At 64.3% G+C, this 21,011-nt stretch carries 17 protein-coding genes; 5 read left to right on the plus strand and 12 right to left on the minus strand.

Features of this window, described 5'->3' with window-relative positions; translation table 11 throughout:
- Nucleotides 1-86: 86 nt before the first annotated feature.
- Genes BLT65_RS07690 through BLT65_RS07710 form a run of 5 tightly spaced genes read left to right on the plus strand, consistent with a single transcriptional unit; the run spans nt 87 to nt 7,108 of the window.
- Nucleotides 87-1,043, plus strand: coding sequence for a D-2-hydroxyacid dehydrogenase (locus tag BLT65_RS07690; protein WP_091776642.1), 957 nt, complete (start codon nt 87-89; stop codon nt 1,041-1,043).
- Between the two features lie 37 nt (nt 1,044-1,080).
- A complete protein-coding gene (locus BLT65_RS07695; RefSeq protein ID WP_007585771.1) occupies nt 1,081-2,268 on the plus strand; it encodes a malate--CoA ligase subunit beta in 1,188 nt (395 codons plus the stop codon).
- A gap of 11 nt (nt 2,269-2,279) precedes the next feature.
- On the plus strand, nt 2,280-3,185 hold the full coding sequence (gene sucD, locus BLT65_RS07700; RefSeq protein ID WP_042306507.1) for a succinate--CoA ligase subunit alpha: 906 nt from the start codon (nt 2,280-2,282) through the stop codon (nt 3,183-3,185).
- Nucleotides 3,163-6,075 (plus strand): phosphoenolpyruvate carboxylase, encoded by a 2,913-nt coding sequence (locus BLT65_RS07705; protein WP_091776644.1) that lies wholly within the window; start codon nt 3,163-3,165, stop codon nt 6,073-6,075. Before sucD ends, BLT65_RS07705 begins: the two co-directional genes overlap by 23 nt.
- Before the next feature lie 49 nt (nt 6,076-6,124).
- A complete protein-coding gene (locus tag BLT65_RS07710) occupies nt 6,125-7,108 on the plus strand; it encodes an HpcH/HpaI aldolase/citrate lyase family protein (RefSeq protein WP_091776646.1) in 984 nt (327 codons plus the stop codon).
- Between the two features lie 67 nt (nt 7,109-7,175).
- On the opposite strand, the gene BLT65_RS07715 is transcribed toward BLT65_RS07710, so the two are convergent.
- The 12 genes from BLT65_RS07715 to BLT65_RS07770 form a co-directional block, all read right to left on the minus strand.
- The gene (locus BLT65_RS07715) at nt 7,176-8,627 is read right to left on the minus strand and encodes a pyridoxal phosphate-dependent decarboxylase family protein (RefSeq protein WP_091776648.1); all 1,452 of its coding nucleotides are present in this window, start codon (nt 8,625-8,627) and stop codon (nt 7,176-7,178) included.
- A 41-nt stretch (nt 8,628-8,668) separates the two neighbouring features.
- Nucleotides 8,669-9,568, minus strand: coding sequence for a bifunctional methylenetetrahydrofolate dehydrogenase/methenyltetrahydrofolate cyclohydrolase FolD (gene folD, locus BLT65_RS07720; protein ID WP_091776650.1), 900 nt, complete (start codon nt 9,566-9,568; stop codon nt 8,669-8,671).
- Complete coding sequence (locus BLT65_RS07725) at nt 9,565-10,932, minus strand: FMN-binding glutamate synthase family protein (protein WP_007585777.1); 1,368 nt, start codon at nt 10,930-10,932, stop codon at nt 9,565-9,567. Before BLT65_RS07725 ends, folD begins: the two co-directional genes overlap by 4 nt.
- A gap of 15 nt (nt 10,933-10,947) precedes the next feature.
- A complete protein-coding gene (locus BLT65_RS07730) occupies nt 10,948-11,646 on the minus strand; it encodes a GltB/FmdC/FwdC-like GXGXG domain-containing protein (protein WP_007585778.1) in 699 nt (232 codons plus the stop codon).
- Nucleotides 11,634-12,542, minus strand: coding sequence for a class II glutamine amidotransferase domain-containing protein (locus BLT65_RS07735; protein ID WP_035994940.1), 909 nt, complete (start codon nt 12,540-12,542; stop codon nt 11,634-11,636). The genes BLT65_RS07730 and BLT65_RS07735 overlap by 13 nt, the downstream gene beginning before the upstream one ends.
- Before the next feature lie 51 nt (nt 12,543-12,593).
- Nucleotides 12,594-13,922: a type III glutamate--ammonia ligase gene (glnT, locus tag BLT65_RS07740; protein ID WP_042306513.1), complete on the minus strand. Its 1,329-nt coding sequence runs from the start codon at nt 13,920-13,922 to the stop codon at nt 12,594-12,596.
- Nucleotides 13,923-14,001: 79 nt separating this feature from the next.
- Nucleotides 14,002-14,676: a hypothetical protein gene (locus tag BLT65_RS47845; protein WP_091776652.1), complete on the minus strand. Its 675-nt coding sequence runs from the start codon at nt 14,674-14,676 to the stop codon at nt 14,002-14,004.
- Nucleotides 14,673-17,639, minus strand: coding sequence for a glycine cleavage T C-terminal barrel domain-containing protein (locus BLT65_RS07750; protein ID WP_091776654.1), 2,967 nt, complete (start codon nt 17,637-17,639; stop codon nt 14,673-14,675). Before BLT65_RS07750 ends, BLT65_RS47845 begins: the two co-directional genes overlap by 4 nt.
- Nucleotides 17,640-17,897, minus strand: a complete 258-nt coding sequence (locus tag BLT65_RS07755; protein WP_007585788.1) for a sarcosine oxidase subunit delta — start codon at nt 17,895-17,897, stop codon at nt 17,640-17,642. It lies immediately after the preceding gene.
- A gap of 14 nt (nt 17,898-17,911) precedes the next feature.
- Nucleotides 17,912-19,099 carry an FAD-dependent oxidoreductase gene (locus BLT65_RS07760; RefSeq protein WP_229514783.1) on the minus strand — a complete coding sequence of 396 codons (1,188 nt, stop codon included), beginning with the start codon at nt 19,097-19,099 and terminating at the stop codon, nt 17,912-17,914.
- Nucleotides 19,100-19,222: 123 nt separating this feature from the next.
- Nucleotides 19,223-20,095, minus strand: a complete 873-nt coding sequence (purU, locus tag BLT65_RS07765) for a formyltetrahydrofolate deformylase (RefSeq protein ID WP_007585790.1) — start codon at nt 20,093-20,095, stop codon at nt 19,223-19,225.
- A gap of 262 nt (nt 20,096-20,357) precedes the next feature.
- Nucleotides 20,358-21,002: a helix-turn-helix domain-containing protein gene (locus tag BLT65_RS07770; RefSeq protein ID WP_042306518.1), complete on the minus strand. Its 645-nt coding sequence runs from the start codon at nt 21,000-21,002 to the stop codon at nt 20,358-20,360.
- Nucleotides 21,003-21,011: the final 9 nt, after the last annotated feature.

Below are 21,011 nucleotides of genomic sequence, written 5' to 3' on the forward strand. Positions count from 1 at the left end.
AATGAGCGCGACCGCCTGAACGCGCCTGCCTGAAGCAGGCGCGGCGGTCGCATCCTTCCCGCCCACACTACGGAACGCACGACACCATGCGACACGAAATCGTTTTTCTCGACCGTTCCACGCTGAATGCCGATGTCCGGCGCCCAACCTTCGACCACCACTGGGTCCAGTACGCGTCGACCTCTGAACAGGAGGTCACGCGGCGGCTCGAAGGCGCCACCATCGCGATCACCAACAAGGTGCCGCTGCGAGCCGACATGCTCGACAAGCACCCGTCGATCAAGATGATTGCCGTGGCGGCGACGGGCTATGACGTCGTCGATACGGCGTACTGCCGCGAGCGTGGCATCGCCGTCGCCAACATTCGCGGCTATGCGTCCCACGCGGTGCCCGAGCACACGTTCGCGCTGATCCTCGCGTTGCGGCGCAATCTGCTCGCTTACCGCAACGACGTGCTGAGCGGACGCTGGCAGCAAACCAAGCAGTTCTGCTTCTTCGATCATCAGATCCGCGATCTGCATGGCTCGACGCTTGGCATCATCGGCGGCGGCGCGCTGGGCCAGGGCACGGCGCAGATTGCGCGCGGCTTCGGCATGCGCCCGGTGTTCGCCGCTCACGACGCGCAGCGCGCGCGGGTGCCGGGCCTCGAATACGCCGAACTCGACACGGTGCTGCGCGCGTCCGACGTGATCTCGCTGCACGCGCCGCTCACGCCTGCCACGCGCAACCTGATCGGGCTCGACGAGTTGCGCAGCATGAAGCGCAACTGCCTGCTGATCAACACGGCGCGTGGCGGGCTGGTGTGCGAAGCCTCGCTCGCCACGGCACTCAAGGAAGGACTGATCGCCGGGGCAGGCTTCGACGTGCTGAGCCAGGAGCCGCCCGTCGCGGGCAATCCGCTGCTCGAGCTCGATCTGCCCAACTTCATCCTGACACCTCACGTTGCATGGGCGTCCGACGACGCCATGCAGTCGCTAGCCGACCAGCTGATCGAGAACATCGAGGCATTCGCGCGCGGCGTCCCGCGCAATCTCGTGACCTGACGGTTCGCAAACCACGCAATCAAACGGAGACATCGACATGGACATTCACGAGTATCAGGCCAAAGACCTGCTGTCTGGCTTCGGCGTGCCGATCCAGCGCGGCGCGGTCGCCTACACGCCGGATCAGGCCGTCTACTGCGCCACGGAACTCGGCGGCTGGCACTGGGCCGTCAAGGCGCAGATTCATTCGGGCGCGCGCGGCAAGGCGGGCGGCATCAAGCTGTGCGAGACCTACCACGATGTACACGAGGCGGCGACCGCGCTGTTCGGCAAGCAGCTCGTGACGATCCAGACGGGACCGGAAGGCAAGGTCGTCGAGCGCGTGTACGTGGAGGTCGCCGAGAAATTCGAGCGCGAGATCTATCTCGGCATCGTGCTCGACCGCAAGGCGGAACGCGTGCGCGTGATCGCTTCCGCACAGGGCGGCATGGATATCGAAGAAGTGGTGCGCACCAACCCGGGCGCCGTGCTTCAGACGGTGGTCGAGCCAGCCGTCGGCTTGCAGCCCTTCCAGGCGCGCGAGATCGCCTTCGGCCTCGGCTTGAACATCAAGCAGGTGAGCCGCGCCGTCAACGCGATCATGGGCGCGTATCGCGCGTTTCGCGACCTCGACGCGACGATGGTCGAGATCAATCCCCTCGTCGTCACCGATGACGACCGCGTGATCGCCCTCGACGCCAAGATTTCGTTCGACGACAACGGCCTGTTTCGCCACCCGCACGTGTCCGAGATGCGCGACGCGGCGCAGGAAGATCCGCGCGAAGCGGAAGCCGCGCAGTTCGGGCTGAACTACGTGGGGCTCGACGGGGATATCGGCTGCATCATCAACGGCGCCGGCCTCGCGATGGCCACCATGGACACGATCAAGTACGCAGGCGGCGAGCCCGCGAACTTCCTCGACGTCGGCGGCGGCGCATCGCCCGAGCGCGTGGCGGCCGCGTTTCGCCTCGTGCTGTCGGATCAGAATGTTTCGGCCGTGCTCGTCAACATTTTTGCCGGCATCAATCGCTGCGACTGGGTTGCCGAAGGCGTCGTACAGGCGGCCCGCGGCCTGAGGGTGCCCCTCGTCGTGCGTCTGGCGGGTACCAACGTCGAAGAAGGACGACGCATCATCAAGGAAAGCGGCTTGCCCATCATCGCGGCGCAATCGCTGCTGGAAGCGGCGCAAAAGGCCGTCGAGGCTTCCAAGGCGCACCGCGCGCGCCAGGCCGGCAACCCCAGATAAGGAGAACAGACATGAGTATCCTGATCGACGAAAACACCCGCGTCATCGTGCAGGGCTTCACGGGCGACAAGGCGTCGTTCCATGCGAAAGAGATGATCGAATACGGCACCAACGTGGTCGGCGGCGTCACGCCGGGCAAGGGTGGACAGCTTCATCTCGAACGCCCCGTGTTCGACACCGTGAAAGACGCCGTGCGCGAAACAGGCGCCACCGCGAGCCTCGTGTTCGTGCCGCCGCCCTACTGTGCCGACGCCATCATGGAAGCCGCCGACGCCGGCCTGCAACTCGTCTGCGTGATTACCGACGGCATCCCGGCGCAGGACATGATGCGCGTCAAACGCTATCTGCTGCGTTATCCGAAGGAAACCCGCACGATGGTGGTCGGCCCGAACTGCGCGGGCATCATCAGCGCCGGGCGCGCGATGCTCGGCATCATGCCGGGCAACATCTACCGGCGCGGCAATATCGGCATCGTGTCGCGCTCGGGCACGCTCGGCTATGAAGCCGCCGCGCAGCTCAATGCGCTCGGCCTCGGCGTCACGACGAGCGTGGGCATCGGCGGCGACCCCATCAACGGCAGTTCGTTCCTCGATCATCTGAAACTGTTCGAGCAGGACCCCGAGACCGAGGCTGTCGTGATGATCGGCGAGATTGGCGGCCCGCAGGAAGCCGAAGCGGCGAAGTGGGTCAGCGAGCATATGACGAAGCCCGTCGTCGGCTATGTGGCCGGTCTGACGGCGCCCAAGGGACGGCGCATGGGACACGCGGGCGCGATTATCTCGGCAGCGGGCGACAGCGCGGCGGAGAAGGCGGAAATCATGATGTCCTACGGCCTCTCGGTGGCGCCCAGCGCGTCCGAGCTGGGTTCCACGGTTGCCTCTGTGCTCGAAGAACATGTCACGCGCCGCGTTGCCTGATTGGGGCTATGGCCCAGAAACACAACCCGACCCGCCGCGCGTCGAGGTTGTGCGCCCCTTCCCCGCGAGCAGGCACGCCGACGTCGACCGGCTGCACGAGCTCGCGATCGCGTCGGCTGCCCTGCCCGCGCTCAGCGCGGAAGATTATGAATACGCGGTTATCGAGTTGCTGTCGGAACTGTTGCGCGACATTGCGCGCGGCCGCCAGCCGGAAGTCGAACGCACGCTGATGGGCGAGTCGGCGCATGAATCGATGACGGAACTGATGCGCGAGCGGATGGACGATCGCACCGCGCGTGTCATCCTGAGACGCATGCTGCAGGCGCAAGGCATGTGGTTCCAGCTGCTCAGCATCGCCGAGCAGAGTACCGCGATGCGCCGCCGCCGGGAGATCGAGATCGAAGGCGGCTACGACAGGCTACCCGATTCGTTTGCGCGGGTGATCGCCGAAGCGGCCGAGGCGGGCATTCCTGCCGCCGAAGTGCGCGACGCGCTGAGCCAGATGAAAGTGCGCCCCGTGCTGACGGCCCACCCCACGGAAGCCAAGCGCGTCACGGTGCTCGAAATCCATCGACGCATCTACCGGCGTCTGATGGAACTCGAATCGCCGCGCTGGACACCGCGCGAACGCTACACGCTGATCCTTGCGCTCAGGAACGATATCGAGCTGTTGTGGATGAGCGGCGAGCTGCGGCTCGAAAAACCCACGGTCGCGCAGGAAGTCGCGTGGGGACTGCACTTTTTCGGCGAGACGCTGTTCGAAGCCGTACCGCTGCTGTTCGACAAGCTGGAGAGCGCGCTCGCGCGTCACTATCCAGGCGAGCGCTTCGACATGCCGCGCTTTTTCCAGTTCGGTTCATGGATAGGCGGAGACCGCGACGGCAATCCATTCGTCGACGACAGCGTCACGCGCGCCACGCTGTATGAGAACCGGCTTGCGTGCCTGAAGCGCTACCGGCTGCGTCTTGTCGAACTGACGCAGATGCTGAGTATCACGTCCGAAGCATTGCCTGTTCCGGACAGTTTCCATGAAGCGCTGGCGCGGGCACTGATGCGCAGCGGCGAAGCTACGTCGATCGCATCGCGCAATCCGGGCGAACTGTTCCGTCAATACCTGACGTGCATCTTGCGCCGGCTCGACGGGTCGCTTGCCAACGCCAGCCGGCCCGCCGACGGCGCGCCCGTTCAAGGCGGCTACACGAGCGCCGACGAGCTTGCCGCCGACCTGCTGGTGATCGAGCAGACGCTCTTTGCGACGGGCAGCGCGCAACTGGCGCACATGCTCGTACGGCCGTTGCGGCAAGAAGTGGAGACGTTTCGCTTCAGCACCGTTCAGCTCGACCTGCGTCAGAACACGACGGTGATCGAGCAGGCGCTGCGCGCGTTGTGGCGCGCGACCTGTGGCACAACCGGCGAGCCGCCCGCCAGCGATTCGCCCGAATGGAAAGCGTGGCTGCTCAGCGAACTGGCTCAACCGTCGGACAGCGAGCAGGAGCGGGAACGCCGCTTCGATTCGCTCCCATTCGACGAGGCGCAAACGCTGCAGATTTTCCGCACGGCGCGCGAGATGCGCCAGCAGGTGGATCGCAATGCATTCGGCGCGTTCATTCTGAGCATGACGCATCGGGCCAGCGACGTGCTCGGGGTCTATCTGCTTGCCAAGGAAGCCGGTCTCTTTTCCGACGCAGCCGGGACGGAAAGCTGCACGTTGCCCGTCGTGCCCCTGCTCGAAACCATCGACGACTTGCGCCGCGCGCCCGAAATCCTGCGCGAACTGCTGGCCGTGCCGATGGTCCGCCGCAGCATTCGCGCACAGGGCGGCGTGCAGGAAATCATGATCGGCTATTCGGATTCGAACAAGGACGGCGGATTTTTCGCGAGCAACTGGGAATTGTCGAAGGCGCAGACGAAGATCAAGCGGCTCGGCGACGAACTGGGCGTCGCGATCGCGTTCTTCCACGGACGCGGCGGGTCGGTAAGCCGAGGCGGCATACCGGCTGGCCGCGCCGTCGCCGCGTTGCCCGCCGGTTCGGTCAAAGGGCGTTTTCGCGTGACGGAACAGGGCGAAGTGGTGTCGTTCAAATACGCGAATCGCGGCACGGCGCAGTATCACGTCGAGTTGCTTGCGTCGAGCGTGCTCGAACATACGCTGAAGTCGGAGCGCGAAGAGGCCTTGCTGCCGAAGGGCGAATTCGATGAAGCCATGGAAGCGCTCTCGGGCGCGTCGCGGGCCGCGTATGCGAAGTTCATCGAGCAGCCGGGCATGCTCGCGTATTTCCAGGCGGCCAGCCCGCTCGAAGAACTGTCGATGCTCAACATGGGCTCGCGCCCTGCCCGCCGCTTCGGCGCAACGAGCTTGCAGGATCTGCGCGCGATTCCCTGGGTGTTCGCATGGTCGCAGAACCGGCACGCGCTGACGGGCTGGTACGGCGTGGGCAGCGCGATCGAAGGCTTCCTTTCGGTGCGGCAGGAACGTGGGATCGACCTGCTGCGGCGGATGTTCGACGAATCGCGGCTGTTCCGGCTCGTCATCGACGAGGTCGAAAAGACGCTGGCCCAGGTCAATCTCGACATTGCGCGCGAGTATGCGGGCCTCGTACCCGATGAAGCGACCCGCGACACGATCTTCGGGCAGATCGAAGCCGAATTCCGGCTCACGGTGAAGATGGTGCAAACGCTCACGGGCTCGTCCGGACTGGGCACGCGCTTTCCGAAGTTCCATGCGCGTCTGCAGCGCCGCTTGCCCGCTATCGATCTCGTTAGCCGCCAGCAAATCGAACTGCTTCGTCTCTACCGTTCGGCACAGACGGAACGGCAGCGGCGCGCGTATCAGGTGCCGCTGCTGCTGTCCATCAACTGCATCGCATCGGGCTTTGGCGCGACGGGCTAGGCGCCCGTTGCCGTCATGCCTTCAATGAAATGACTTCAGGAGAACCCGTATGAGTTTCACTGTCATCGAGCAGGCCAAAGCGCGGTTGCACCGTTCCGAGCTGGCCGTGCCCGGCTCGAATCCCGCGATGTTCGAAAAGGCCGCGCGCTCGGCCGCGGACATCATCTTCCTCGACTGCGAAGACGCCGTCGCCCCGGACGACAAGGAGCAGGCGCGCAAGAACATCATCGAAGGGCTCAACGATATCGATTGGGGCGGCAAGACGATGATGGTCCGTATCAACGGACTCGATACGCACTACATGTATCGCGATGTCGTCGATATCGTCGAAGCGTGTCCGCGTCTCGACATGATCCTGATTCCGAAGGTCGGTGTGGCCGCGGACGTGTACGCCGTCGACATGCTCGTCACGCAGATCGAGGCAGCCCGCCAGCGCACCCGCCGGATCGGCTTCGAAGTGCTGATCGAAACCGCGCTCGGCATGGCGAATGTCGAGGCCATCGCGCAGTCGAGCCGCCGTCTCGAAGCCATGTCGTTCGGCGTCGCGGACTATGCGGCTTCGACGCGCGCACGCACAACGGTGATCGGCGGCGTGAATCGCGACTACGGCGTGCTCACGGACAAGAATGAGCGCGGCGAGCGCGATTACTACTGGGGTGATCAGTGGCACGCCGCGCAAACGCGGATGATGGTCGCTTGCCGCGCCTATGGACTGCGTCCCATCGACGGGCCGTTCGGCGATTTCAGCGACCCCGATGGCTACGATGCCGCCGCGCGCCGCGCTGCCGTGCTGGGCTATGAGGGTAAATGGGCGATCCATCCGTCGCAGATCGAACTCGCCAACCGCGTGTTCACGCCCGCCGATGCGGAAGTGACCAAGGCGCGCCGCATCATGGAGGCGATGGCGCAGGCCGCGAAGGAAGGCAAAGGGGCTGTCTCGCTGGATGGCCGGCTGATCGACGCGGCGAGCATCCGCATGGCCGAGGCGCTGCTCGCAACGGCAGATGCGATCGGCGGCGGCAACAAGCGGTAAATGCGAAAAGCGGGCGGCCCGTCGAAGTTGACGGACCGCCCGCAAAAGTACAGCGCTTGAGCAATGCTTATCCGAACGCCAGTGCCATCGCTTCGCGTTCCTGACACAGGTAGTCGCCATGCACCTGATCCCATGCCGACAGAATCGCATCGGCGGCACGATCCGCGTCGTGCTCCGTCGTGGCCCACGAGATGACCGACAGGCGCATCACCGCGCGCCCTTGCCAGCGCGCCGCGCGCACGTCGCAGATGCCCTGCGCCCGGATACGTTCGATCGCGCGCAGCGTCAGTTCGTCGGCGAGCGAGACGTCGTAGGCCGAACCGAAGCGCACGATCACCTGGTTCAACGCGACCTCGTTGAGCAGCGCAACACCGGGACCCAGCGCGAGGCGGCGCGCCATGCGCCGCGCCAGCGCGCAATGGCGTTCGACCATCGCCGCGATACCCTGCCTGCCGAGCGAGCGCACGAGCGCCCAGAGCGCAAAGCCGCGTGCGCGGCGCGAAAGCTCCGGCGTGTAATGCACAGGGTCGCGAACGCCGTCGTCTGCTTGTGGCAGATAGCTCGCCTGGATCGACATCGCGCGACGGTGAGCGGCGGCATCGCGCACGAACGCGCAGCCGGTTTCATAGGGCGCTTGCAGCCACTTGTGCGCGTCGGCCGCCCATGAGTCCGCGTCTTCGATGCCGGCTGCAAGGTCCCTGTACTGTGCGCTTGCTCTGACCCACAGGCCGAACGCTGCATCGACGTGAACCCAGCCACCATGCTCATGCGTACACGCGGCGATCTCGCCGACGGGATCGAACGCGCCGGTCATCATGTGTCCCGCCTGGGCGATCACGATGAGCGGTCCCGAATGTTGCGCGAGCGCCTCCCGCAACGCGGCGACCTGCATGCGGCCCGACTCGTCGGCGGCGATCCGGATGACGCGCCGTTCGCCGATGCCCAGATAGCGCAGCGCGGCCAGCACGCCCGCATGCACGCCTTCGCCGACGTACACGGAGATAGGCGGCGCACCGCACAGACCGTCGGCCTCGACGTCCCAGCCCGCCTGCCGCAGCACGGCGTCGCGGGCCGCCGCGAGGCAAACGAAATTGCTCATCGTCGCGCCCGTGGTGAAGCCGACTGAGCAGTCGCGCGGCAGGTCCAGCAAATCGAGGAACCAGCCTGCCACCACCTGTTCGGCGACGGCAGCCGCAGGCGCACCGTGCCAAGTCGCGGCATTTTGTCCCCAGATGCTCGTGAGCCAGTCCGCCGCGACGGCGGCGGGGTGCGAGCCGCCCGCGACCCAGCCGAAAAAGCGCGGCCCCGCCGTGCCGAGCAAACCCGGCTCGGCAATGGCCGAGAGCCGCGCGATCACGGCATCGGCGGGCTCGCCTTGTTCCGGCGTCGGGCCGCCGAACGCCGCGCTCAACTCGCCGAAGCTCGCGGTCGGACCCGTTGGGCGCGACGCGCGCGAGTCGTGAAATGCGAGCGCGAGCCGCGCGGCCGTCTCGAGTGCGTTGCGTGTATCGTCAGCCATTAGAGGTCTCCTGCAATCGTCAACGCCGTAATTTTTTTGCCCTACCCTGCCGGCACCTGCCAGAAAGGCTGAGGCGGATGAAACGCTTCCCCATCCGCAAACCGCTCGGCGGATCGCAACGTGTTCTCGATCAGCATCGTGACCGTCATCGGTCCCACGCCGCCCGGCACGGGCGTAATCCATGATGCCCGCTCGCGCACGGGCTCGAAATCGACATCGCCGACAATGCGCCCATCAGCCGTGCGATTGATCCCGACGTCGATCACGATCGCGCCTTCCTTCACCATCTCCGCCTTGATGAGACCCGGCTTGCCTGCGGCGACAACCAGAATGTCGGCGTGAATGGTGTGTTGCGCCAGGTCGCGCGTTTTCACGTGACACACGGTGACGGTGGCTTCCTTCTGCAGCAGCATCAACGCCATCGGTTTGCCGACGATATTGCTCGCGCCGACCACCACGACGTTCTTCCCCGCCACGTCGATGCCCGTCGTCTCCAGCAAAAGCTGGACGCCATAGGGCGTACATGGCGGAAAGATCGAATTGCCGACCACCAGCGCGCCCACGTTGTAGAGATGAAAACCATCGACGTCCTTGTCGACGACGATGCTTTCCAGCACGCGCCGCACATTGATCTGCGGCGGCAATGGCAGCTGCACCAGAATGCCGTGCGTGCTGCGCTCGACGTTGAGCGCGGCAATGCGATCGAGCAGTTCCGTTTCCCGGCAATCCGCGTGAAACCTGTGCATGAACGAGCGCACGCCGCAATCCTCGCAGGCGCGCACCTTGTTCGCGACGTACAGCTCCGACGCGGGGTTGTCGCCGACCAGCACCACGGCGAGACCGGGCACGACACCTCGCGCGGACAGCGCCGCGACGCGCTCGCGAAAGCGCGCGCGCAGCCGTCGCGCAAGGTGCCGACCGTCGATGATCTGCGCTGTCATCGCGCGCCGTTCAGGCCGGGAATCCAGTTGGTCCCGGCGAGCGGCACACGCGCCATCGCCGCGGCTTCGACCGTGAGCGCCACGAGGTCTTCCGGCTCCAGGTGGTGAACGTTCTGCTTGCCGCAAGCACGCGCGATCGTCGTCAGCTCCATGTTCAGCGTCTTCAGATAGTTCTTCAGACGCTTCGCACCGACGTCGGGCTTCAGACGCTCCTGCAGCACCGGGTTCTGGGTCGTGATGCCGACGGGGCACTTGCCCGTGTGGCAATGGTGACAGAAGCCCGGCGCGGTACCCAGGCTCGCATAGTCGTCGAGCGCGCTCACGTGCTGGCCGTTCTCGATATACGAGCCGCTATTGCAGCCCAGCGACACCAGCACGCCCTGGCCGATGGCCACGGCATCGGCGCCCATCGCCAGCGCCTTCGCGACGTCGGCCCCGCTGCGGATGCCGCCCGAGATGATCAGCTGCACCTGCCCCTTCATGTTCAGGTCTTCGAGCGCATCGACGGCCTGGCGCAACGCGGCGAGCGTCGGGATGCCGACGTTCTCGATGAAGCAGGTCTGCGTCGCGGCCGTGCCGCCCTGCATGCCATCGACGACGATCACGTCGGCGCCCGCATGTACCGCGAGCTTGACGTCATTGAACGTGCGGGTCGCGCCGACCTTGACGTAGATCGGGGTTTGCCAGTCTGTCATCTCGCGCAATTCGAGAATCTTGATCTGCAGGTCGTCGGGGCCTGTCCAGTCCGGATGGCGCGATGCCGAACGCTGGTCGATCCCTTCCGGCAGCGTGCGCATTTTGGCCACGCGCGGCGAGATCTTCTGGCCGAGCAACATGCCGCCGCCACCCGGTTTTGCGCCTTGTCCGATCACGACCTCGATTGCATCAGCCTTGCGCACGTCGTCGGGATTGAAGCCGTAACGCGACGGCAGGCACTGATAGACGAGCGTCTTCGACGATTGCCGTTCTTCTGGCGTCATGCCGCCGTCGCCTGTCGTCGTCGAGGTGCCGAGTTCGGTGGCGGCGCGGCCGAGCGATTCCTTCACGTTCGCCGACAGCGCGCCGAAGCTCATGCCCGCGACGGTGATGGGGATGGCAAGTTCGATCGGCTTCTTCGCGAAGCGCGTGCCGAGCACGGTCTTGGTCACGCACTTTTCGCGGTAGCCTTCCAGCGGATAGCGCGACAGCGATGCGCCGAGAAACAGCAGATCGTCGAAGTGCGGCACGCGCCGCTTCGCCCCAAGGCCACGGATCTCATACAGTCCGTGTGCCGCGGCGTTCTGGATATAGTCGATCGTCTTGCGGTCGAAGCCCCAGGACTCTTCGGTGGCGATATGTTTCATGTGTACGGGCTTGATTTCCATGGCGGGGTCCCCGGTTCAATATTCCTGATTCGCGTCGGCATTCCAGTGATACAACGAGCGGGCCGACGAGACGCGTCTGAATTCCTTGGGATCGAATTCCGCGAATGCGGGGCCCGCTGCGCGCAGCAGTTGCGCGACGGCTTCCACATCGGCAGGTTGCATCGGCTCTTCACGCGCGTCGGCACCGAGCGACTTGACCTTGCCGCGCACATAGATCACCGCCTCGTACAGCGAGTCGCCAAGCGCATCGCCGGCGTCGCCGCAGATCACGATCCGGCCCGCCTGGGCCATAAACGCTGAAAAGCTGCCAACCGATCCCTTCACGACGATGTCCGCGCCCTTCAGCGAGATCCCGCAGCGCAGCCCCGCGTCGCCCTCGATGACGAGCAGCCCGCCGTGCGCCGATGCGCCCGCCGCGTTCGAAGCGAAGCCCTTCACGTGTACGCGGCCGCTCATCATGTTCTCGGCCACACCCGTGCTGGCGCTGCCCGAGATGGTCACTTTCGCTTCCTTGTTCATGCCGGCGGCGTAATAGCCTGCATGGCCGTCGATCTCGATTTCGATGGGAAGATCGAGCCCCACCGCGATGTTGTGCGCGCCATCGGGATTCGAGATCAGCACTCGGCGCGTGCCCGCTTTCGCGGCCTCGCGGTGCAGGAAGCCATTCACGTCCGTCACCGAGGCGGACGCCAGGTCGAAGTTCACACTGTCCATACGTACATCTCCTCGGGAGCCGGTTCAAAAACGCGGGCGTGCTTGATGTCGGGCAGATGCGCGAGCGAACGGAACTCGGACGCAATCGCGACGAAATCGTCCGTCTCGGCGACCACGGCCGGCTTGCAGGCGAACGGATCGCGGATCAAAGCGAGCTTGTCGGGCGTGCCCATCAGAAAGGTGAAGAAGCCGTCGAGTTGCTCGAAGCCCTTCTGCAACGCCGCTTCGAGATCGTCGCCTTCGCGCAACCGGTATTCGAGGAAACGGCAGGCGGCTTCCGTGTCGTTGTCGGTATCGAAGCGGATGCCGTGCGGTTCGAGCATGCGTCTCACGCCGAACGGATTCGACAGCGAGCCGTTGTGTACCAGACAGAAGTCCTCGCCCGCCGTGAAGGGATGCGCGCGATCGGGGGTCACGGCGGATTCCGTCGCCATCCGCGTGTGCCCCACCAGGTGCGTGCCCGTCAGCCCGCTAAACGCGTAACGATCCGCGACCTGGCCGGGCGTGCCCGTGTCCTTGTACAGGTCGATCATGCGTCCCGTCGACAGCACGTGCAGCCCCGGGTGCGTTTCGCGGATCCAGTGCTTGACCGTCTCGGGATCGACGGCCACGCTCAACACCGCGTGATTGTCCTTCACCTGCACGGATGCCTTGGCGCCGAGGTGCGCGTTCAGTTCATGAACCAGCCCCTGCCAGTTGAAATCGGCGCCTTCTTCCGTCAGGCCCGAGTAAAGGCTGATCTTGCGCACGCCGTCGGCGACAGGCTCCGTGAACACCGCAAGGCCCGCCGAGTCCGGCCCGCGCTCCGTCATGCCCAGCAGCATGGGCACCATCAATTCGCCGAGCCGCTCGCGCAACTCGGGCTTCTTGACGAGTAGTCCGACAATTCCACACATCGTTATCTCCTCGCGCTTAGATTCAAGCGACAAGCTGTTTAGGATTCTTGATCAGAAAAATTCCAGGTAGGTCTTCTGCTCCCAGTCCGACACATGGCGCATGTACTCGATCCATTCCATGTGTTTGAGACGGAGAAACTCGCCGCCCGCCGGCCCCAGCGCTTCGAGCATCACCTCGTCGCGCTCCAGCGCATGCAACGCGGCTTCGAGGTTCTGCGGCAAGATGCTGATGCCGTTTTCCTTGAGGTCACGCGGCGACATCTCGTAGAGGTTGGCATTGCAGGGTTCGCCCGGGTCCAGACGGTTTTCGACGCCATCGAGCCCCGCCGCGATCACGGCAGCCGTCGCGAGATAGGCGTTGCACGCGGCATCCGGCAGGCGCAGCTCGATCCGTCCGCCCGGAATGCGCACCATCGACGAGCGGTTGTTGTCGCCATAGCTCACATAGGCGGGTGCCCATGTCGCGCCTGTCAACGATCGACCTACGACGAGACGCTTGTACGAATTCACCGTCGGCGCGCAGATCGCCGTGAGCGCCGCGGCGTGCTTCAGGATGCCCGCCGTCCAGTGGTAGGCGAGCTTCGAGAGGCCGAGGCCGCGCTCGTCGTGATCGTCGGCGAACAGGTTCTTCTTTCCGTCGGAAATCGACATGTGCATGTGCATGCCGTTGCCGGGCCGGTTCGCGAAAGGCTTCGGCATGAACGAGCAGACAAGGCCCAGTTCATTCGCGATCTCCGCCGCCGCCATCTTGAAGAAGACGTAGTGATCGCAGGACTTCAGGCATTCGGTGTACGTGTAGTTGATCTCGAACTGGCCGTTCGCGTCTTCGTGATCGATCTGATAGACGTCGATACCCGCCTTGATCAGCGCATCCGTCAAACGCTCCAGGAATTCGCGCGAGCGGGAAAGGCCCTTGTAGTCGTAGCACGGCTTCGGCAATGCATCGGTGTGGTCGCACGGCGCGATCGTGCCGTCTGCCCCCTTGCGCAGCAGCGAGAACTCCGGTTCGAGCCCGGTGTTCAGAATCCAGCCGTGGTCCTCGAGGCGGCGAATCTGCTTTTTCAGCGTCACACGGCTTTCGAATGGCCACGGCTCGCGCTTCACATGTCCGTCGCAGACGACGCGCGCATAGCCCGGTTGCCAGGGCACGAGTTGCAGGGTATTGATGTCGCCGACGGCCATGAAGTCGGGGCCTTGCGGATCGATACCCAGCCCCCACACGGCGAAGCCCGCGAAACCGGCACCCGCCGTGAGAATGCTGTCGAGATGCGCCGCAGGCACGGATTTGGTCTTCGCGACCCCGTGGATGTCGACGAACTGCGCGAGGATGTATTTCACCTCGTTTGCTGCAAGAAATTTCCGGGCGTCTTCGGGGGTCATCTGAATGTCCTTGAACGTGATAAATCCAGGTTTCTGAAAACGCCGGCCCGAATGCGCGCCCGCGTCGACTACTTGCTCGCTACGGGGTTGCCGACTGGTCGATATCCGTGATCGCGGCGACCCCGACTGGCCCGCCGCCCAGCTCGCCGGCGATACCCGCCAGCGTCTCCCACAGATACAGGCCGTATGTGCCGTCGGCCCATACCCGGTAGTAAGGCTTGCCTGCCCGGGCGCCTGGCATGACGGTGACGGCGACACCCGCCATCGATGTCAGCACGACTGGCCGGGCAGCCAGATCGAGCGCGCCAAAATTGACATTGCAGGTTTGCAGCAGCAGTTCATTCACGGCATTGCCGCACAGCACGAACGCCGCATCCTGATGAAGCACGGGGTACACGTGCATGGGCGTATCGAGATGCGCCATCCTTGCCGAACTACCTTGCGTCAGTCCGTCTTCGATCAGGTATTCGGAGACGCCGAGCCGCAACACGACGCCGCCGCCCGCGAGGGGCGCCCAGCTGTTGGGCTGCTCCGGCACGGGGATGTCCTGGGCCTGCAGCCACGCCGCTACGCCCTGCCCCTTGAAGCCGGTGCGAAACAGGAAGGAGACATCGGCGATGCCGAGCGTCGCGGCACGCGTGCTGTCGGCGGCATCGACTCGCTCCTCGACGCGCATGTTCTCCCGCACGCTCCATTGCGCGCTTGCCGTCTTCCAGGCGTCGCATACGGGGCTCATCCGAAGTGGTGCGTTCATGCTGTCTCCTTCTTCGGCGCGGCGGCCTTTGTTGTTACGGCGTCTTTTTGACGCTCGCTCTCAGGGTCATAGAACGGTGTCGGCACCACCGTCGCGGATACCATCCGGCCGCCGCTCGCGCGGAAGCTGATGCGCGTGCCGGGCTCGGCCTGGTCGGGCCGCACGAACGCAAGGCCGATCGTCTTTTGCAGCGTCGCGCTCCACGCGACACTCGTGACACGGCCCGCTATCTCGCCGCGTTCGATCACGAGATGACACTCGCGCAGACCGGCATCGCGCACGCCTGCATCGAGCGCGAAGCCGACAAGGCGCTGTTTGGCAGGCAGCTTGTCGATGATCTGCAGGCTGCGTTTGCCGACGAAGAACGGCTTGTCCATCTTCACGGCCCATTCCATGCCGGCGTCGCGCGGTGTCGTCAGACCATCGGTGTCCTGGCTCACGATCACGTGCCCCTTCTCGAGCCGCAACAGACGCTGCGCTTCGACGCCAAATGGACGAATGCCGTGTTCACGTCCCGCTTCGAGCAGCGTGCGCCACAGCGCCGCGCCGTACTCGGCGGGAATATGGATTTCGTATCCCCATTCGCCGACGAAACCCACGCGCATCAGACGTGCAGGCACGCGGTTCTGATCGAGGGCAATGCCCGTCGCGCGAACGCCGAGGTACGGGAAGGCCGCCGGCGACAGATCGAGATCGACGAGCTTGCCGAGCACGGCGCGCGATGCGGGCCCCGCGAGATTCACCGCAGCGAACGCGCCCGTCACGTTGACGATGCCGCAGTCAAGCCGCCAGATCGTGTTGAGCCGCGACAGCTCGCGATAGATGGCCGCCGCGCCCGACGTCGTGGTGGTGAAGTAGAAGTGGTCGTCGGCGAGACGCGCGATCACGCCATCGTCGATCACCACGCCGGACTCATCGCACATCACGGCGTAACGGGTCATGCCAGGTTTCAGGCCCGCGTACTTCGACACGTACACGCGTTCGAGGAACTCCGCGGCCTGTGGCCCCCGCACTTCGATCTTCCCGAGCGTGCCCACGTCGATGATGCCCACGCCGTTGCGCACGGCGAGCGCCTCTTCCTCGATGCAGACCGCGCGCTCCTTGCCCGCGACGGCGTAGTACTCGGGGCGCTGCCAGACGCCCGCCGGCATCCACACTGCGCCGAGCAACTGGTGCTGCGCGTGCAGCGGCGTGCGCCGTTCCGGGTTGAAGCCGCGCCCGGCGAGATGCGACATCGGCACGGGATGAAAGAACGGCCGCGCCGTCGTCGTGCCGACCTCCTGGGGCTCCTTGCCCGTCAGACGCGCGAGGATGCGCAGGCCATTCATGTTCGAATGCTTGCCCTGGCTCGGCCCCATGCCGTTGGTCGAGAAGCGCTTCAACAGTTCGATGTTGTCGAAGCCTTCCTGCACCGCGTTTTCGAAGTCTTTCAGTTGCAGGTCTTCGTCGAAGTCGACGAAGTTCTTGCCGGACGCGTGGCCCACGATCGGCCAGGGATGCGATGGCGATTCCCGTTCCAGGAGACGCAGTTGCGCGGCTTCGCCTGCCTTGCCGTCGCCGTTGCCGCTATGCGCTGCCGCCTGCGCGCCTGCGCGCGCGCCGTCACGCAGCTTGCTATCGAGCGTGTACACGCCGTTCACGCGGCCGCATGCGAACACCCCGGGCGGCAATTGCTCCGGCACGAACTGCTGCACATCGTGATCGAAGTGCATCTTCGTGCCCGCCTGATACAGCAGGTTCGCGGCAGGCGACCAGCCGACGCTCATCAGCAGCGTGTCGCATTCGATCAGACGGGTCGTTGTCGTCGAATAGCGCAGGCCGTTGTTCGTCGAAAACGCGCCGACGCGCACGCCCGTCAGCCGTTCGCCCGATCGATCCGGCACGGCCTCGACGACACAGCTCGAAGTCAGTACATCGACGCCCTTCGCCCTGAGATCGCGCTCGAGGTCATCGCTTGCATGCGATGCGCGCAGATCCACCACGGCAACGACTTCGATGCCACGCGCCAGCATGTCGAGCGCCGCGCGGTAGCCGTCGGCATTGGCGGCGAGCACGACGGCCCGCTTGCCGGGCGCAACGGCATAACGATAGGCAAGGCGCTGCGCCGCCGACGCCAGCATCACGCCCGGCAGGTCGTTGTTGCGAAACACGGCGGGTTGCTCGAACGCGCCACTCGCGACGATCACGGCTTTCGCGCGCATCTTCGTGATACACGTCGCATTCACGAGCGGCACCCACAGGTCCGCGTAGTAGGCTGCCGCGAGCGTACCCGTCATCACGCGGATACGCGGATGGCCGAGCACGGCGTTCGCCAGTTCATGGATCTCGTCGAAACGCTTCTCGTCGCCGCCCAGCTGATAGCCACCGCTGCCGCCGATGCGCGCGTTCTCATCGACGATCACGACGTCAGCGCCTTCCCCGGCCGCCGCGAGCGCCGCCGACAAACCGGATGGACCCGCCCCGATCACCAGCACGTCGCAAAAGCCATATCGCTTCGGTGTGCGGATATGCGGCGCGTCGAAATCGACCTTGCCGAGACCCGTCATCGTGCGGAACATGCGCTCCCAGCGCGGAAACCAGCGCTTGCTATAAAACGCCTTGTAGTAGAAGCCGACAGGCAGAAACGCCGCGAGCTTGCCGACGACGCGCGCACGATCGCCTTCCACGCCGCCGAACGTATTCACCGAATACCAGTTGCCGCCCGGCGTCAATGCCGTCACATCGGCGCGCACGTTCAGCCGCGCGCCGTCCTGCAGCATCACATTGACATCGTGATTGGCGAGCGAAAGGACGCCACGCGGGCGGTGATACTTGAAGCTGCGGCCGAGCACGCGCAGGCCCGAGTCCCACAGTGCGCTCGAGATCGTGTCGCCGATGAGGCCGCTGTACTGCTTGCCTTCATACGAGAAATCGATGCGTGTATCGCGCTCGATCCATTCGCCGCGGTGAGGAGTCAGACGCATTCAGGCCTCCTCGCCGGCAAGCCACGTGCGCAGCACGAGATCTTTCGCGGTGTCGCGCTCGGCAATGAACCATGTATTGCTCGGCGTATGGCACCACCACTCCTGCTTCACGCCCGGTGCGCCGTTGCGGCAAAACACATAGTCAGCCCATTGAGCATCGCTCGCCTGGGTCGGATCAGGCTCGTGACGAATCTCGCCCCAGTAGGCGAACTCCGACACCGGCCGCGCGCCATTTACCGGACAGGTCATGATTTTCATCGTCGTTCTCCAGCTTAGTGGCCAACGGATGCCGCGCCCTTTTCGCCCGTGAGCGAAAAGCGGCGGAACCTGTCGAGCGAGAAGCTCTCGATGAGCGGATGGGTGGCGTCGTTCGCGACCGTGTGGGACATCGTCTTGCCGCACACCGGCGTGGCCTTGAAACCCCAGGTGCCCCAGCCCGAATCCAGGTAGAAGCCTTCGACAGGCGTCTTGCCCATGATCGGCGCGAAGTCGGGTGTCATGTCGGCCATCCCCGCCCATTGGCGCATCACCTTGGCTTGCGACAGGAACGGGAACATCTCGAGCATGTGCGAGGTGAGTCCTTCCACGAAATCGAGCGTCGAGCGTGTCGAATGCAGTTCGTAGGGATCGAGCGAAGCGCCCATCACGAGTTCGCCGCGCGCCGACTGGCTGATGTAGACGTGCAGACTGCCCGAGACGAGAATCGGATCGAGCCAGGGCTTGAGCGGCTCGCTCACCATTGCTTGCAGCGGATGGATGTAGATGGGCGTGCGCAGGCCGACCATGTCTGTGACACGGGGCGTCGAGCCCGCCACCGCGCACAGCACCTTGTTCGTCGAGATATAGCCGCGCGAGGTCTTCACGCCCTTGACCTTGCCGCCCACCACGTCGATGCCGAGCACCTCCGTCTGCTGATGGATTTCGACGCCGCGCTGGTCCGCGCCTCGCCCGTAACCCCAGGCAACGGCATCGTGCCGCGCGACCGCGCCCGGCGCGTGATACAGCGCGCCCATGATGGGCGCGACGCCGCCGCACGAGATGTCGATCATCGGCGCGGCCTTTTTCACCTCGTTCGGACCCACGACCTCGGAGTCCACCCCGTAGTGCTTGTTGACTTCCGCGCGCCAGCGCATCGTACGCATCGCCGAATCGGTATGGGCAAGCGTGTAGTGACCGCGCGTCGAATAGAACAGATTGAGATCGAAGTCCTGCGACAGGTCCTGCCACAGCTTCACCGACTCGTCATAGAACTGCACGCCCTCGGGCGTCAGATAGTTCGAGCGGATGATCGTGGTGTTACGCCCGGTATTACCTCCTCCGATATACCCCTTCTCCAGCACGGCCACATTCGTGATGCCGTGCTCTTTCGCGAGATAGTAGGCCGACGCGAGACCGTGGCCCCCTGCGCCGATGATCACAACGTCATATGAACGACGCAAAGTGTCGTGTCTCGTGAACATCCTCGGTTCGGGATGTTTCTTTGAGAGAGCGAAGCGGACGAGACGCCATGGCATAAAACGCTCCTTTGGCCAGCCCCGCTGGGGGCGGCTTAACGACCTGTTCGATGGAAGACGGCTACGCGATTACCGCAGCACGATGGTCTTGTTACCGTGGATCAGCACGCGATCCTCGAGGTGATAACGCAAGCCTCGCGCCAATACGGCCTTCTCGATATCGCGGCCCAGGCGCACGAGGTCATCCGGCCGGTCCGAGTGGCGGATGCGAATCACGTCCTGCTCGATGATCGGCCCCTGGTCGAGCTCTTCCGTCACGTAGTGGCAGGTCGCGCCCGTCAGCTTCACGCCGCGCCCGTAGGCCTGGTGATAAGGCTTCGCGCCAACGAAGCTCGGCAGGAACGAATGGTGGATGTTGATGATTCGCCCCGGATAAGCCGCGCAAAGCTTCGGCGAAAGAACCTGCATGTAACGCGCGAGCACCATCGTGTCGGCGCGCGCATCCTCGAACAGCCGTTGCACCTCGTCATAAGCCTGCGCCTTGTTGTCAGGCGTGACGGGCACGTGATGGAACGGAATGCCATGCCATTCGACAAAGCTGCGCCATGTGTCGTGGTTCGAGATCACGCACGGAATCTCGATGTCGAGTTCGCCCGCTTTCCAGCGCGCGAGCAGGTCGTAGAGACAGTGCTCGAGCTTCGACACGAGTATCACGACCCGCTTCTTGACTGAGTTGTCAGAGATCTTCCAGTCCATCGCAAACTCTCTCGCGATGTGGGCGAAGCGATCCCGGAACCCGTTGATGCCGAAGGGCAGCGACTCCGCGACGATCTCGTGGCGCATGAAGAAGCGCTTCTCGATTTCGTCGGCATGATGGGTGGCCTCGATGATCCACGCCCGATGCTCGGCAAGGAATGTGCTTACAGCAGACACAATCCCGATGCGATCGGGGCAGGACAGAGTCAGCGTGAAGCGGTGTGTATTGGAGGACATGTTGTGCATTGATTCGAAGAGGAACCATTGGTGACAACATTAGCCAGCCGAAACTTGTGTGTCAATGACAATAAACTTTTTTTCCTGTCAGGAAACACCCGTACACCTCAAGGAGTATCGCCAGGCGCGTATCACCTGGTCCCCAGGCGATAGCCGCGACTATCCCTGCACGTATCTGCATGTCGATGGAAGTGACGGGGAATCGATAGTGCAATCGGCGCGCATGGATGCGCGCGCAGCTATCGCGAGATTTGCCCGGTCAGACGGGCGTTCAGGTATCCAGGTCGGGCGACTGGCCGTACATGATCACGGTGATGAAACGGATCGGCAGCTTGATCAAGCGCTCGGGTCCATGCGCGACGGAGCCGCGAAAGGTCAGCGCGTCGCCGGGCTGCAGCAGATAGCTGCGATTGCCATGGCGATATTCCATCTTGCCTTGCAGCATGTAGATGAACTCCGTGCCGGGATGCTCGAAGGTCGGGAACACCTCGGCTTCATCGTCCATGGTGATGAGAAACGGCTCGAACAGCTTGACGGGCCCCTGGTCATAGGCCAGTAGATGATAGGTATGTCCCTTCGTCGTGCCGCGCCGCACGACCTCCATGCCCTTGCCGGATTTGACATGCTGCGCATTGCCCTCGCGATGCTCGAAGTTCTTGAACATCGCGGAGATCGAAATGCCGAGTGCGCGCGCAATGCTGACGATCGAATCGAGGCTGGTCGACACCTGCCCGTTTTCGATCTTCGACACCATGCTTCGCGACAGGCCGCTTTGCTCGGCCAGGTCGGCAATCGTCAGCCCCTGATTCGTACGGTGCTCTTTGACGACCTTGCCCAGGAATGACTCAATCGACCTTCCATCGCCCAACTCGTCCACGGGACCGCTGGGCAGTTCGTCGTTTATCTCGCTCTTCATCGCTCGGCT

The sequence above is a fragment of the Paraburkholderia steynii genome (assembly GCF_900100565.1).
Lineage (GTDB): Bacteria > Pseudomonadota > Gammaproteobacteria > Burkholderiales > Burkholderiaceae > Paraburkholderia > Paraburkholderia terrae.